This is a genomic window from Streptomyces sp. NPDC039423 (genome assembly GCF_055598725.1).
Genome location: NZ_JBVKAH010000012.1, coordinates 200,523 through 214,900, shown reverse-complemented (window position 1 = coordinate 214,900; position 14,378 = coordinate 200,523). Strand labels below are relative to the sequence as shown.

Here is a 14,378-nt window from a genome sequence, read left to right as displayed (position 1 = left end):
CGACTGGGCGTATGGATTTCGAACACTCGTACGAGGCGTGACAAGCTCACCGCCGAACAGCTCACCGCACTCCGGGAACTCGGCGTCGACTGGGCTGCAGAACAGTCCGGGCGCAGCTGACGTTCAGCGAGCTCCCGTCCCGGCGTCGCCTCCCCCGGTGCGCCCGTTCCAGGGTGGTCCAAGATGGGACCCCAGCATCGTCACGGAGGGGGAATCAGTGCCTGGCCTTGGTTGGGAAGACTGGGCATCCACGCGAGTGGACCCGAACCGTCTGCCGGCCGACTGGGGCTGGAAGGTCACACGCCCTTCAGGCCGTGGCTTCGACGACGACCCCATCGACTACGCCGCCTCCCTGCGCGACCGCCGCAGCATCCTCATCGAGGAGAAACCCGGCGTGCCGCTGCGGCGCCGCAAGCAGCCATGGCACCGCGCAGCACCATATGCCTCAGGTGCCAACTACTTGCCGTTCACGACCGAGGTCCCGTTCGGGCTAGGATCTTCACTCTTGCCCCGAACGACCACGAGGAGCGCTCCGGACGGACCTGGAGCCAGCGGATATGGTTTCGGGTACCGGCTTGGTGGGCCCTGGGCCCCCAGGGGCGAACAGCGGCAGCACTGCTCACCCGACTGGAGAAGCTGACCTGGGACGAAGTCCTCACCCTGCGCCGCTCCTACAACAAGGCCTGGCCGACCAATCGCGAAGACCCCGCCTGGTACGAGGCGCAAGACCTCGCCAGGACCACCGACCGAGCCACCCTGAAGAACATGCTGATCAAGCACACGGAAGCAGCACTGGGCCGAGCAGCCCGCACCCACGGCAAACGCGTACAAGACTTCTCGGACGAACAGAAAACCGTGTGCTTCGCCGCCGAAGACCTCTCCCCCAGCCTCGCCCACCGCCTCCTCGGCCCGCTCCGTCTCGCACTCGGCGACGTCCACACCTACCCCGTCCCCTCATGGGCCGACAGCGTGTAACACGAGGCGATCCCACGACGCGCGCCCCGGAACCCCGGGAATCACCCGTGATCGTCGGCAGAGGATCAATCAGGCCAGAACACCTACCTCTGATCAGATTTACTGCTCCTGGACATCGATGCACTACGACAACTCGGCATGGAGTGGGCATGAGGCGTACTAAACGCGTACGAAGTGCGTACCTACCGCGTACCCCCCTGCCGTGAGCGTCGAAGCCCAGCCCAAGGCCGCCCCCGAGCCGCCTGCCCCCCAGCCCGCGCCGGAGCCGGTTGGCTCCGACGGCTACGGCCCAGTTCCCGTGGTACCCCACGTCCTCGGAGATCAGGCGGATCAGCTCCAGCATGCTCCGCATCACCTGGCGACTAGTACGGCCTGGAGGTGGCATCGGAGAGGCGGGTCATGAGCAGCCGCAACCCGCCGTCCTCGAACAGCTGAAGCTCCCCGGAGCATCCTGCGCCGCAACTCCGCCACGTTCCCGCCCGTGACGTCATCGTACGAGGGAGGGGCGGCCCCGGCCGTACTGCGGTCCCGTCACCAGGGGACCGGGGCCCCCGCACTCCATACCGGCGCAGGCTGGAGCCGAGCCTAACCGCCGCCCGGGGCCCAGCGTCCCGGGCCGGGGTGTCGCTTGTCGGGTGGACTCCTCCGCTCCCGGCCGGGACGGGTGCGGAGTGGAAGGGATGAGGCATGACGTGGTCGTTGCCCGCACCGATGCTGACCGTGGCCGTGGACAGCCCGGTCCTGCCCGTGGGGTGGGCGGCTGAGCCGAAGTAAGACGGCTTCCGCGCCCAGCTCGCCGCGCACACCGGTGGTCGGGTGGTGCTGCGCTCGAAGCAGGGCACCGACATGACGGCCGCCTTCCCCAAGGTCCGGACGGCGGCCCTCGCGCAGCTGCCGGCGGACACGGGGCTGGACCGGCGAGCTGGTGGTGTGGGAGGGCGGCCGGCTGGCGTTCGAACGGCTCCAGCAGCGTCTGGGCCGACGCGGGATGGCCGCAGCACGGGGGGCGGGTGGGAGTGGTCGGGGCACTACGTCGCCTTCGCCCTGATTCACGCGGGCGGCAGCTTGAACCTGACCGGCTTGCCGTACGCGCGGCGCCGCGCCGAACTGGAGGCGCTGTTCACCGGCGGGGCCTGGTGGCGCCGTTCACGCTGTGTCCGTCGACCACCGACCCGGCCACGGCGCGGGGGCGCACCACCACGCTCTCGCAGGCGGCCGGCAGGACGCTGGCCGACCGGCTCAGCCCGGCGCCGGCGGGTGGGCATCCGTGGGAGGGGTGGGCGTTCTCCGCCGGGTGGGGAACCTCCCGCGCGCTCTCCACCGCGGGGCGCGGCCGCGCCGCCTCCAGCGCCATGCTCCTCGCCCACCTCCAGCAGCCGCACTCCCCCGCCCCGGCAGAGGCTCCGGCCGTGGAGCTGGACGCGAAGGACGTCCTGGCGGCCGCAGAGCGCTTCCCGTGGGCCGTGGCCGCACCGGGCGAGCGGCACTGGCCGGACGGCGGTGACTTCCTGGACGTCGCTCTGAGCGCGGTACTCCCTGAGGAACGCGAGGGGTACATCGAGCGCCTGGAGGCGTTCGTGGAGCAGCACCGCCCGCGCCTGGAGGAGATGCTGCGCACGCACGGGCCGGGCAGCAAGCCCGCCTCACACGGCCGGTACGCGCTGATCGGACAGCCCGGGACCCTGATCATCCTGGAGCGGATGGAGAGTGCCCCGTTCCTCCTGCGTGGCCAGTGGGAGAAGGAGCTGGAGACCGTCTTCCTGGACGACCTCGAGTTCGTGTGGGGGCCGCGTATCCGGCTCAGCCGGTGAGCAGCCGGGAGACAGCAGCGGGGCCGGGCAGGATGATCCTGTCCGGCCCCGCTGTCGTCTCGTCAGCCGAAGTCAAGCGTCTCCTGTGCGAAGGCGGCCGGGGCCGGGCTGGGCGGGGGCGGCGGCGGTCCGTCCGGACGGGATGCCTTCCAGCGTTCTGCCAGCTCGTCCTTCCAGCCCTTCGGCGGGGGCCACGGCACGCCCCAGGCGGCGAGCTGGTCGCGCTTCCAGCCACCGGCGGGTGTGCGAGCGGCTTCGATCTCTTCGGGTGAGGGGAGGTACGTCATCGATGGTGCGCTCTCCGTGTTCAAGAGTTGTCCCGCAATGCGGTGCCGGAAGACCGACAGGTCAGATGCCTTGCCCAGAGGGAGCCACCCCTCGGGCATGGGAGAGCTCGCGAGCGAGGGAGGTGGGGCGCCGACGGGTGCGTAGTACATCTCGGCACGCTCTTCCCACGTGGTCGTTTTCAACGCGACCTGCTCGTCGAATACTTCCTGTCGCAGTTTGAGCATCCCGGCCTCGTTCAGCGCTCGGACGAAGTTCAGGAGTTCGATCGTGCCGACCATCGCCCAAGCCACCAGGGGTACAGCGGCGCGAAACCGGTCGCGCAGTCCGAAGGTGTCGCCCTCCTTGCGTCGCTCTGGGTCGTGATGCACCACGTCTCCGTAGATCCAGGCCATGGCCAGCCTGTGCGAATCGAGGTCACGCTCTTCGCCCGTGGACGTGTCAGCGACCATGACCCAGTAGCCGGATTCGTCGCGCGTGGTGGGGCTCACCCGTGTTCGCCACTCAGCGCGTGCGGCCCGTATCCACGCCGCATCTTGCGGCGCTGCTCGACAGGTGTAGCCCAGAGCCGAGAGCGCCTTCATGTGAAAGCAGTCTTCCTGTTCCAGCAGAATCGGCCTGATACGCGCTGCCGCAGACTCGACCACTTCCTCGGGCGGAAGCTCGTACGAGATCCGGACCTCGCCTTGGTCGACACGGACGTTGATGCTCATGCGGGTCAGCTCGACAAGAGCGTCCCAGTCGGCGGCCAGCGAGTGTTCCTCCACCCTGCGGGCCCTCAACACGAAGCTTCCAGCAAGCGCTGGTGCTTCTCGTCAAGAGTTTCCGTCTGCCCGTGCCCCACGCTTCCCCCTCGCATCGATCGCTTCCAGCATGACGGGGCACTCGCCGCAAACACCACCTAATTCGTCGTGGCAGTGCACCGTCTGTCGGTGTACCGGCGCTGGTACAGGGGCTGGGGAAGCGGTGGCGCCCAGCTCTGAACCCGCTGATCCCTGGGACGGCTGACCGGCCGGTCTTCGCGCTGGTTGGCTACTGGAGGGGAGCGTCATCTCCCTCATCAGAGGTTGGCTGCGCCTGCGCTTCGGCATGACTGATGAGGGCTTCGAGGGCTTCGGCAGCGCTGGTCATCAGCCGGACGAACTGTTCGTCCGGCTGGAGCTTGTTGAGGCCAGCCTCGGTAAGGAAGGCGGGCCACTTTTTGTTCCGGGCGTGGGCCGCGCCGTTGTTCCGCAGGTTGTAAAGAAGGCGCAGCGGGCCGACGAGCGTGTCGGGGTCGCCGTTGGTGTGCTTCACCCACCCTTCGAGGTTGTTGATGGTGGCGGCCTTGGCGTCGGCTCCGGGAAGTTTCCGTAGGGCCTTGGTGTCGAGGTAGTCGATGATGCCCTTGGCGAGGGTGAGGATCTGGATGTCGGCTTCGCTCTGCTCGCTGCTAGTGGGCATGTGCAGGCCGGCGAAGGCGATCTGGTCGGCGGCGTCCCAGGGCCGGTAGACCGGCCCCGACGATGGCGGACAGCGCCGTGCTGAACCGCTCGCGGGCGTTGGCCAGACGGTGCAGTGGATCGGCGGTCGCGTCAGTCCACTCGCCCAGGATGTCGCGGCGCCGGCGTGCCTCGTCGATGCCGCCGAGAGGCGCGACGTTGAAGCTGAGCCAGTGGGTGCGCTCGGCGCTCGGCAGGTCGCGGCCCAGGTCGCCGAGATATGCCTCCACCAGGCCCTCCTCGTTGCGGCCGATCGAGATGCCCCACAGGCCCAGGCACGAGAGGCGGCCGTCGCGCAGCTGGTAGCGGGAGGGCTCGGAGGTGTAGCGGCGCAGCACCTCGCGCCGGAAGTAAACGCGGGTCAGGTAGTCGGGTGTACCGAGATCCTTGTAGTGGCCGCTGAGCTGGTCCGGGTCGCAGGTGAAGGTGACGGGCTGGCCGGTGCTCGAATCGATGCCGATGGTGAACTCAGGGTAGGACACGGCGGTCGTGTACGGGTAGGCGAGGTCGGCCGGCTTGGCGTCGATGGGCAGGACCAGATGCTTGCCGCACAGGCGCACGGCGGGTGGTCCCATGCGGCTGCTGTGGAGCTCGAAGGTGCTCACCTCCGTGCGGTCCGTCGCCTGGATCGTCTGGGCGGGCGCTGCATCGAGGTGGGTGATCCGCTCGTGCTGGACGACGAGGAAGCGCTCGCGTACGGCCAGGTAACGGCGCAGTGGCAGCGCGGCGACCTCGATGCGCAGGTCGGTGTCACCACGGTGGACGCGGATGAGCTCCTGATCGCGGCCGGCGTCGTCGAGGAAGTACCAGCTGCCGTCGGGGCGCGGCACGGCGGCGAAGTACCACAGGAATGAGTGGGTGAACTCGATAGTGGGGTCAACATCGGGCTGCTGGTGGCGTCGCAGCTGGACGAAGAACTCGGCCCGTGCGGAGGTGTCGGTCATGCCGTCGCCGAAGACGGCCTCGTCGCCGAAGTGCGCAACCTCGGTCTGGCCCACGCTGCCGTGGGTCCAGTCGCTCGTGGACAGAGCGAACTCGCGGCCGACGAAGGTCGTCAGGTAGCTGCCGATCCACGAGTACCGGCCGTCGGTGGGCTCCTGCAGGACGGTGATCCACCCTGTGGGAACAGGATCGATCCCGGCCAGATAGGACTCGGGCCGCGCCTTCTCCGGCAGGCCGTCGCCGCTGCCGCTGCTGTACGTGAGCACCATCTGACGAGTCTAGGACCGGCCGCCGACAACCCACCAAGACATTTGCGGGGGCAAGGGACGGGACGTACCGGCAACGGTCCGGAGGTCAGGCTCCACGTGGTGCTCAGCGCCCCAGCAACCACCGACAGCCGGGGCCTGGTACGGGGTGTACCCACCGCCCTGCCCGCCGCCGGCGACGCGGTGCTTGCCCAGGGTGCCCTCGGGCTTGCCCGCGCCCGCCGGCGGCTTGCCCGGCTCACCGGCGCAGTCGCGAGAGCCAGCCGGTGGTCTTCTGCTCGGGCACGGCCTGGTCCCGATCCTGGTTGGTCGCGCTCCTCCTGCCGGTGACTCACACCCCAGGCCCGATCCAAGTCGGCCTCGAACCGCTGGTCGCAGTCCCCCGCCGGCCGTACGCGGTCGGCCTGGTCCAGGACGTCGCGGGTCAGACCTCAAGGTAAGCGACGACGACCACGGTCCGAAGGGCGGTCACCCAGTACAGGAGGCGGACACGCTCGACTTCATCGGCGTACTCGCGCAGCTGGGGGCCGGCGGTGCCGCCGGGGATCGGCTCACCGACGTCGGGGTCGACGGAGACGACGACCAGGGCGCGGTCCAGGGCGTGGATCTCCGCCTCTCTGGTCAGGTTTCTCCAGCTGCTTGGCGGCGGCGTCGGAAAACGCGATCCGGGCGCGGCGCCGGCCGCGCTGCGCGGCCATCAGGCGACGGCCGGCCGCTGGGACGCGAGGCGGGCAAGGTGGGCCTCGCGCAGCTCCTCCCACGGGGTGCACTGCTCGAGGTCGGGCAGGCCGTTGGTAGCGATGTCCTCCAGGACGGCGGCAAACCGGTCGGCGTCGGCGCGGGTCTTGGCCGCGTACGCACGGACCGCGTCGGCGGCCGCATGTTCGACGAGGTGCTGTCGGTAGCCGCCATCGACCCACACCTTGCGGATGCCCGGGTGGTCGGCGGCGACCTGGTCGAGCAGCGTGGTGCCGGCAACGGAGTCCTGCACGCTGGCCGCGGTCACCAGCACGGCGAGGAGAAGGCCGAGCGTGTCGGTGACGATGCTCCGTTTCCTGCCGACGATCTTCTTGCCCGCGTCGACGCCCTGGCCGGTGGCGGGAACGCTGGTGGAGGTCTTGACGCTCTGGGCGTCGATCACGCACGCGGAAGGCTCGCCGTTCCGGCCTTCCTTCTCACGCAGCTGCTGCCTGAGCAGGCCGTTGAGCTGGGCGAACACGCCCTCGTCGGCCCATTTGGCGAAGTAGCCGTAGACCGTGTTCCAGTGCGGGAAATCGTGCGGAAGGTAGCACCACTGAACGCCGGTGCGATCCACGTACAAGATCGCGTCCATAATGTCGCGCAGGTCATGCTCAGGCGGCCGGCCGAAGTCCAGGGCCCTGCCCCAGCGCTCGAAACGCCAGGCCGCCAACACCGGCTCGATCAACTCCCAGCGGGCATCGGACAGATCACTCGGACACGGACGTCGCTTCGCCATGCATCCGGCGTACTGCCGCAGACCGAGTGCGCCCAGGCGTGCAGCGATGACGACGGAAGCACACAGTTTTGAAAGCCGGGCATCCCGGGATGAGACAGGAACGAACCACCCCTCGCCCCAGCTATCACCCCTCCAGCCCCATCGACCACAGCCACAGCTGCCTCCTCTTCCGCACCACGATCCCGCCATCCACGAAACATCAGATAACGACCTGAGGCAGGTGAAAACGACCTCTGAGTACGTGTTTCTGAACCCGGCTCTGGTCAACCTCAACGCGGCGATGTCCCTTGGTATGGCTATCCCCACAGCCAAGGGGTGGCTCACCGGATGGGCAATGACATAGGTGCGCGGCGATCGTGTGTCCCAGAAGACGACTTGAGTCAAGGGGTAACAGTGAATCGTCCAATAGAGCACGCGCTCGCGCGCCGCACGTTACTCGCCAGCACAGCGGCGGCCGGTGCGGGAATGGTGTGGGGAGGCATGGGGAAGGCCGTCGCGGGTGGGTGGAGAGGGCCGGTGAAGCAGGCGGCGGTGGCCGCCGAGGCGGCGCGTCTGGACCGTGTGCTGATTCAGCTGCGGCGGGACATCCATCGGCACCCTGAGACCCCGGGGCAGGAACAGCGCACGGCCGCTGTGGTGGCCCGGGAGCTGCGGGCGGCGGGGCTGGCTGTCACCACCGGAGTGGGCGGCCACGGGGTCGTCGGGGTCCTGCAGGGCTCGCGTCCAGGCCGGACCGTTGCCTACCGGGCGGACATGGACGCGGTTCCGCCCAAAGACATTGTTGGAGGAGGTCCCGCGCCGGCCCATCTATGCGGACACGACATCCACACCACGGTGAGTATCGGCGTCGCGCGGGTCCTGGCGCGGCTGCGGCAGCAATTGAGCGGAACAGTGGTCTTCCTTTTCCAGCCTGCCGAGGAGACGCTGTCCGGCGCCCGCGCACTGATCGACTCAGGTGTGCTGGAGCGCGAGTACGTCGAGGAAGTCCATGCGCTGCACTGCGGGCCGTTCCCAGTCGGCCAGTTCGCCGTGACTCCGGGCTATGGGATGCCAGGCCAGGACAAGGCGGAGGTGACCCTCTCCGGGCCGGACGCACTCGATGCCGCGCGGCGCTTGGCCGTCGATATCGGCGCACTCGCAACCGTGGAGCTGCCACAGACACCAGCGGACCTGGAGCGGATCGTCGCTGAGGCCCAGACGCCCAACGGGCCGCTGGCCCGGTTCGTAGCCGTGCGGGCAGCGGCGCAGGAGGCCAAGGTGAGTGTGTCCTATCGCTGCTGGCCGCAGGAGCGGTACGTGGAGGTGCGCGAAAGCATTCGTCGAGTGGCCATGCCATATGCGGGGGCCGGGGTGAGCTTCCCCGCTGAGCCTTTCCCGGCCATGGTCTGTTCACAACGCGACGCCCGCCTCCTCGCCCACCACCTGCGCCGCACCGTCGGCCAGGACATGGTCACCCAGCTCTGCGCCGCCTTCCCGCCCTTCAGTGGCGAGGACTTCGCCCTCTTCTTGAACCGGATCCCCGGTACATACACCTTTCTCGGTGTTCGTGCACCTGGCACATCTATCACCACGAGCTATCCGCATTACCCCGACTTCTCCGCTGATGAGCGCGCCATCGGCGTCGGCGTGCGGGCGATGGCAGGCTGGATTGCGGAGCGCACCCACAGAGCCCAGAACCTGTCGGTCGAGGTCGCAGAGATGGGGTGACCGTGGTCCTGGATCCGCAGCGAAGGCTGTAACTACGGCGTTTTCGTGGCCTGGTCGAGTCCGGAGCGATGAGCCTGACCGAGGTCGCCAAGGAGACGGGCCTGAACTGGCGGGCAGTCAGCAAGAGCTCTACATCCAGGAAGCCCGGCCCGGAATTGCCGAGAAACTCGGCATCACGCCGAACGAGCTGGCGGACATGCAGCACCGATTCGAGGTGATCCCGGGGGCGACGAGGGGCAAGATCCTCGCCCGCATGGGAATCCCGAAGGTCTACTCCTTTCGCCACCGACCGCCAGAGGGCGGGCGGCGGCTGTCGTGACCGGCATACCCGGGCCCCGTACCGCCTCCCCCGCCCCCAGCCAGGAGGTGAGTCCGGTGTCCACCGCAACGCGCTTTTAGCAACCTGTGGAGCGGCGCCCGGGTAGGCGCTCCGTCAGCCCGGCGGTCCCCTTCCGGCTGAGCCGGAAGGGGACCGGCGAGCAGAGGCTTCAGGAGATGTGCGGGCAGTTGCCGCGGTACTCCTGGATGGCCAGGCTCGGGCGCGGCAGTGGGCACAGGAACTGCTCGTAGCGGGTGTCGCCGTCGATGAAGCCTTGAGCCAGGCGATGCTGTACTTGGCGATGGTGGTGTCGGAGAGGTTGGGCGTGAGGTGCGTGGCGCCGTTCAGCTCAAGGTAGGCGCGGTCCAGCGAGGGCGGCAGGCCCTGGTAGATCGGCTTCGAGTGTGAGGACACCGGGGCTATGGTGTCGCCGTCCGCTCCGATGACCAGCGTCGGGGTCCGCAGCTCGGGCCACGTCTTGTCGAGGTTCCATCCGGTCAGTGGGATCGCGGCCTTCAAGGACGGCCGGCTCTTGGCAGCCTCCAGCGTTCCACCGCCGCCCATCGAGTGACCCATCACGCCGAGCCGGGTGGCGTCGACCCGGTCGCGGACGCTACTACGCTGCGTCAGGTAATCCAGCGCCGCCAGCAACTGGCGGCCATCGCCGGCGCTATTCAGGGTCGTTTCTGGCTTCGTGTGCCGCGCTCCCCGGCTGGATGTCATGCTGCCCAGCACATGCGGGGCGGAAAATCGGCTTCGGGCGGGCGAAGCAACCGAGGTCGCCGACCGACAGCCTCGCCGGCCGTCGGCCCGCCTGCTTACTCCGGTGGGCCGGTGGCCGGATCATGGTGGCGCGCGATCAGGGCCCGCTCTTCCACCGATATGAGGGCGTGCACCAAGGGTCGGTGGGATGCCAGCGCATGGGACAGTGCATCTAAGACGGTCACCGGCAATGGGTGTGCCCTCTCGCTGTCACCAAACATGAGCCGGATGAGCTGTGCTAGAAACTGGAGGACGTCGTCGTGTGCGTCGCCGGGGACTCGTCCCCTGTCCTGGCCGAAGGCCGTGAGAAGGGCGTGCACGGCCGACACGAGGTGGGGGTGGCGCATGTCCATCAGCAGCCGCGTTCCCTGGAGCGCCCGGTCGTAGAGATCGCCGAGTTCCCTGTCGCTCATGGTCGTGCGGTCGGCCAGCAGCAGTTCGAGCAGGTCGTGGGCGAGCGACGAGGCCGGAGCACCGTCGAGCGGACTGAACATGGTCACGGCCTGGCCGAGCCACCGGAATACCGGGTCCAGGGCATGCCGCATCACCGAGTCATTGGTTCCGCCGGACACGGTCGTTTTGTGCCACAGCTCGTCCCAGTACGACCGTGACCAGCCTGGGCCTCCGCTGCCTCGGGGGTAGCGGAAGTGCCAGTTCATGTCGAGGGGCTGTGGTGGGATGCCTGGCTCGGAGCGAAGCGATATCTCCAAGGCCCGGCCCTCGCCCTCCCACGTGTGATGCACGTCGAGGGACAGAGCGAAGTCCGTCCATTGGCTCTCGTTCATCGCCGAGCGCCACAGCAGGCAGTGCCGGTGCCAGGCACCCGGCGGGTCCGCGGAGCCCGGGAACAGCTCGGCGGCGGAGCAGCGCTCGGCGAGGAGCACCGTCAAGAGCACGAGGTTGGAACCGTACAGGCCGTGGCGGGTCGTCGTGCGCAGCAGGGCGGGCCGGTAGGCCGGGTGCTGGTCGCCGGTGCGCGTCGTGTGCTGGGTTAGGACCTGGATGAGGGTCCGAGTCAGCCGGCGCCGTTCCGCCATGGACAGCCTGCCCGTCATCGAACGCGCGAAGCGCAGCATCTGCCGGGACGCCAGGGAGGTGTAGGAAAGCAGTGCGTAGGCGAGGTCGTCGTCGATGCGGGTGTCCCCGAGAGAGAGCGCAGGGCGGGGGGCGAGCAGGTCGGTGAGCAGGTGCAGGGTGAGGCGTACGGCCAGATACTCGCCGAAGGTCGCGTGCAGGAACTCGTAGGTGGCGAGTACCTGGCCGTCCCGCACTGACTGGGCTCGCTGGACGAAGAAGAAGCGGCCGAGCGCCGTTTCGGCGGCGGTGAGCGGGGTGCGGAAGCCCGGTGGCCGTACCGGCTGCCTGCCCAGTACGGCGGTGAGGTCCTGCTCGAGTTCGTCGGCCGACACCCACTGGCGACCCCGGTTCAGCTGGGCGAAGGCTACGAGCGACAGGCGCTGCAGTTCTTGCTCGACGAGGGCGGCCGTGTCCTCGTCGGAGACGGCGTGGAGTGTTGTCTTGCCGACCTCGCGCCGGGCGAAGGAGGACAACAACTGCTCGTACAACTCGGTGACGTCGAAGTCGTCGTCGGTGCGCCGCAGAGCACCCTCGGCTGCGTCGTACAGCGCGAGCATCGTCAGCAGCAGCGGCTGAGAGGCGAGTTCGGCGTGCCGTTCGAGGTGCTGCCAAGTGAGCGGGCCGCGACCGTGCGCCGAGAGTCCGGCCATGTTGGCCTCGTTCCACACGGCCAGCCAGGTGGTGATCTGCTCGGCGCGGAAGGGCTCCAGGCGCAGGACGACCATGCCAGTGGGGTATCGGGCGCGGTCGGCCACGGAGGTCCGGCTCGTCACCAGGGCTAGCACGGGCCGCCCCTGATCCGCCTCACGCCGCTGAAACTGGGACACGCGCTCCAGGAAGTTGGTTTGGTGGACGCCGGTCGTCTGCAGCAACTCGTCGAAGCCGTCCAGGAGCAGAACAGGAGTACTGCCGCCTGCGGCGCGCACCAGTTCCGGCCAGCTGACCCGTTCGCCGGTGGAGGCGCGGATCGCCTGTTCGATCTGGTCCTGCAGTTCGTCCTCCACCCGGACGTCCCGCAGCGGCACGCGCACGGGGAGAAAACCGACCGAGGGGAGCCGTGCGGCGAGCACCCTGGTGAGGACGGATTTACCGGCACCGGGCTGGCCCAGGATCAGCAGGGGCGCCTCGGCGAGCTGAGGAGAGGTGAGGGCCCCGGCCAGGTAGAGCGTGAGGTCTCGGCGGAGGGGCAGTCGCCCCCACCACTCGTGGTCGGCTGGTGCGGCCTGCCCGGAAACGGCACTGACGCGGAAGTCCGGGTCGAGGTAGAGGTCCTGAAGGGTGGGAATCCTAATGCCGTCGGGCGCCGACGCGGCGTCCAGCACAGGGTGCGCGAGCGCCGCCCGGTGAGCGCGCGCCAGCGCGGAGGCCACGTCGACCGGTGGGCGCAGCGCCTCGGTGGTGCGGGTGAGGAGAGTCTCGATGCCGGACAGGGCACGGCCGACGTCTGTGTGGATTGCCTGCTGCGCCACATGTGTGACCCAGAAACCGAATTCGGGTGCCTCCTTGGCGAGCTCGACGTACAGGCTCTGGTATCGGTCGTGCGCTGCGCGCGGCAGGTCATCCACGAGAGCCGCCTGGGCCCGAAGGCGCCGCGACGCATCCATGTGCTCCCAAAGAGCAAGGCCTTCGAGGAAGGCGTAGAACCTGCGGGCGTAGTCCGCGTAACTCGCGATCAGCATCGCGGTGAGTGCCGAGGCCGGTATGTGTGGTGCCGGGCAGGGCAGGTCCGTGGCGAGCAGCAGCGACACCAGATCCGGCGTCTGCGAGGTCGAGCCCGATTCGCCTCGCGCGAGGGCGAGTTGCTCGTCCCGGGTCAACCGCACCTCGGCGAGGGTGAACGGAAGCTCCAACTCCTCCATCACCTCGAAGAAGGCCACCACGACGATGACGGTGTGCGCCGCGCGCAGCACATCGCTCCGCTCCGCACGCCCCTGGGTACGGTCCAGACGGGCGCCGACGCCTCGGATCGCGTCGCGTCCGAGGCCGAGGAGGCGTCCGTGGGCGTCGGCCATGCCGATCACCGTGCCGCTGACCCCGGCGGTCGCCAGATTCAACGCCCCACCGAGCGCCCGATCCAACGCAGCTAGCCGCGGCGGCTCGGCACCGAGAAGCACCAGAGCGTCGGCGAACGCCAGGAGTCTGCTTGCCACCATGTCCCTCACGCTACCGCGCGCTGGTAGTCCCGTCGGTATGATTCGAAGGACGCGGAGGACCGCGAAGCGGGGTAATCAGCATCGGCTGCCCTGACGGGACCGAGACCTGGCATGGAACGCACAGCGCGCAGGGCAGCGACCGACCGGAGGCACAACGTCGCCCGCAAGCCGACGGCGCTGGGCCGACGGGCCAGCGGCGGCCGCTGCTCTCCTGCACTGCCTGGCCCGCGTGCCCGCGCTCGAGCACAGCAACGAGCTGTACGCCGCCATGGTCGCCGCAGCCTACCTCCAGGTCAGCGGCCAGCAGATCAAGGTCACCACCAGCGACGCGGCCGAGCTGGTCGCCGCCGTCACCGATGGCCGTCTGACCATTCGCGACACCGCTGCTGAAGTGAAGACCTGGATCATCTGACGCACCCCATAGGCGCGGAAGGCCCCCTGAGCGCGCTCTACGAGGCCCCTCGATGATCATCTTGCCTGGCGGCGCACTTCAGGATTGGACATACCCCAGCACGACGTCTGGTGCTGGGGTGCTGGTGCTGGCCGCGCGTGATCAGGAAGATGACGTCGGACGGAAGCGCGCGTGGCAGGGTGGCGTGCAGACCGCGCTACGGTGACGCCCCTCCGCTACACGGCAGATTCCAGCGGTCGTCGCAACACGGGTTGAGTGCCGCAACGGTGTCGGTTGCGGCGGTAATCAGTGTTGCCAGTCGGTTTCGCCGCCCGGGCCGACCAGGACGGGATCGATTCCCGAGCCGGTGAGGTTCCACGACTCGTAGTCGGGGTCTGGTTCGACGCTGAGCCGAGTGCCGTCATCGAAGCCGAGAAAAAGGGTGCCTTGCCCGGTGACCGCGGCTTCGATGACGGACTTGGCGAACAGGCCGAGCAGCGGCGCCAAGGACGGTCCGGTGGCCGGCGTCAGGAGGATCTGGTGGCCCGAGGTGTCTGTGAGGGTGAACGGTGTCTCGATGACAAGCTCGCCACCGACGCGGATGCGGCCGTCTGGGGCGTAATCGGTGAAACTGATCCGAACCTGGTGGTCGAAGGCCGTGCGCGTAACACGAGTGCCGACCAGCTCCGCCGGTACTTTCACCGCTCCCCCTGTCACGGTTGTGCCGTGTGT

At 68.7% G+C, this 14,378-nt stretch carries 10 protein-coding genes and 2 pseudogenes; 4 read left to right on the top strand and 8 right to left on the bottom strand.

Annotation, left to right across the window (positions count from 1 at the left end; genetic code table 11):
• The first annotated feature begins 765 nt into the window (after positions 1-765).
• Positions 766-975 carry a hypothetical protein gene (locus tag ACZ7LK_RS29835; protein WP_471144389.1) on the top strand — a complete coding sequence of 70 codons (210 nt, stop codon included), beginning with the start codon at positions 766-768 and terminating at the stop codon, positions 973-975.
• Positions 976-2,111: 1,136 nt separating this feature from the next.
• A complete protein-coding gene (locus ACZ7LK_RS29830; RefSeq protein WP_471144388.1) occupies positions 2,112-2,786 on the top strand; it encodes a hypothetical protein in 675 nt (224 codons plus the stop codon).
• A gap of 62 nt (positions 2,787-2,848) precedes the next feature.
• Here the strand turns inward: ACZ7LK_RS29830 and ACZ7LK_RS29825 are convergent, their stop codons facing one another.
• The 5 genes and pseudogenes from ACZ7LK_RS29825 to ACZ7LK_RS29805 form a co-directional block, all read right to left on the bottom strand.
• Positions 2,849-3,838, bottom strand: coding sequence for a hypothetical protein (locus ACZ7LK_RS29825; RefSeq protein WP_471144387.1), 990 nt, complete (start codon positions 3,836-3,838; stop codon positions 2,849-2,851).
• A 265-nt stretch (positions 3,839-4,103) separates the two neighbouring features.
• Entirely contained in the window at positions 4,104-4,514 is a 411-nt protein-coding gene (locus ACZ7LK_RS29820; protein WP_471144386.1) for a hypothetical protein, read from the bottom strand.
• On the bottom strand, positions 4,504-5,763 hold the full coding sequence (locus ACZ7LK_RS29815) for a hypothetical protein (RefSeq protein WP_471144384.1): 1,260 nt from the start codon (positions 5,761-5,763) through the stop codon (positions 4,504-4,506). Before ACZ7LK_RS29815 ends, ACZ7LK_RS29820 begins: the two co-directional genes overlap by 11 nt.
• A 421-nt stretch (positions 5,764-6,184) precedes the next feature.
• Positions 6,185-6,458, bottom strand: a pseudogene (locus ACZ7LK_RS29810) (hypothetical protein).
• Positions 6,458-7,237, bottom strand: coding sequence for an IS5 family transposase (locus ACZ7LK_RS29805; RefSeq protein ID WP_471144382.1), 780 nt, complete (start codon positions 7,235-7,237; stop codon positions 6,458-6,460). Before ACZ7LK_RS29805 ends, ACZ7LK_RS29810 begins: the two are co-directional and overlap by 1 nt.
• A gap of 516 nt (positions 7,238-7,753) precedes the next feature.
• On the opposite strand from ACZ7LK_RS29805, the gene ACZ7LK_RS29800 reads away from it, so the two are divergent.
• Entirely contained in the window at positions 7,754-8,944 is a 1,191-nt protein-coding gene (locus ACZ7LK_RS29800) for a M20 metallopeptidase family protein (protein WP_471144381.1), read from the top strand.
• Between the two features lie 488 nt (positions 8,945-9,432).
• Here ACZ7LK_RS29800 and ACZ7LK_RS29795 read toward each other — a convergent pair.
• Together ACZ7LK_RS29795 and ACZ7LK_RS29790 are read right to left on the bottom strand one after the other, a co-directional pair.
• Positions 9,433-9,923 (bottom strand): annotated as a pseudogene (locus ACZ7LK_RS29795) (poly(ethylene terephthalate) hydrolase family protein); the annotation flags it as partial.
• A gap of 158 nt (positions 9,924-10,081) precedes the next feature.
• Complete coding sequence (locus ACZ7LK_RS29790; protein WP_471144380.1) at positions 10,082-13,255, bottom strand: NACHT domain-containing protein; 3,174 nt, start codon at positions 13,253-13,255, stop codon at positions 10,082-10,084.
• A gap of 229 nt (positions 13,256-13,484) precedes the next feature.
• Between ACZ7LK_RS29790 and ACZ7LK_RS29785 the strand changes: the two genes are divergently transcribed.
• Complete coding sequence (locus ACZ7LK_RS29785; protein WP_471144378.1) at positions 13,485-13,667, top strand: hypothetical protein; 183 nt, start codon at positions 13,485-13,487, stop codon at positions 13,665-13,667.
• A 285-nt stretch (positions 13,668-13,952) separates the two neighbouring features.
• Here the strand turns inward: ACZ7LK_RS29785 and ACZ7LK_RS29780 are convergent, their stop codons facing one another.
• On the bottom strand, positions 13,953-14,348 hold the full coding sequence (locus ACZ7LK_RS29780) for a DUF6188 family protein (RefSeq protein ID WP_471144376.1): 396 nt from the start codon (positions 14,346-14,348) through the stop codon (positions 13,953-13,955).
• Positions 14,349-14,378: the final 30 nt, after the last annotated feature.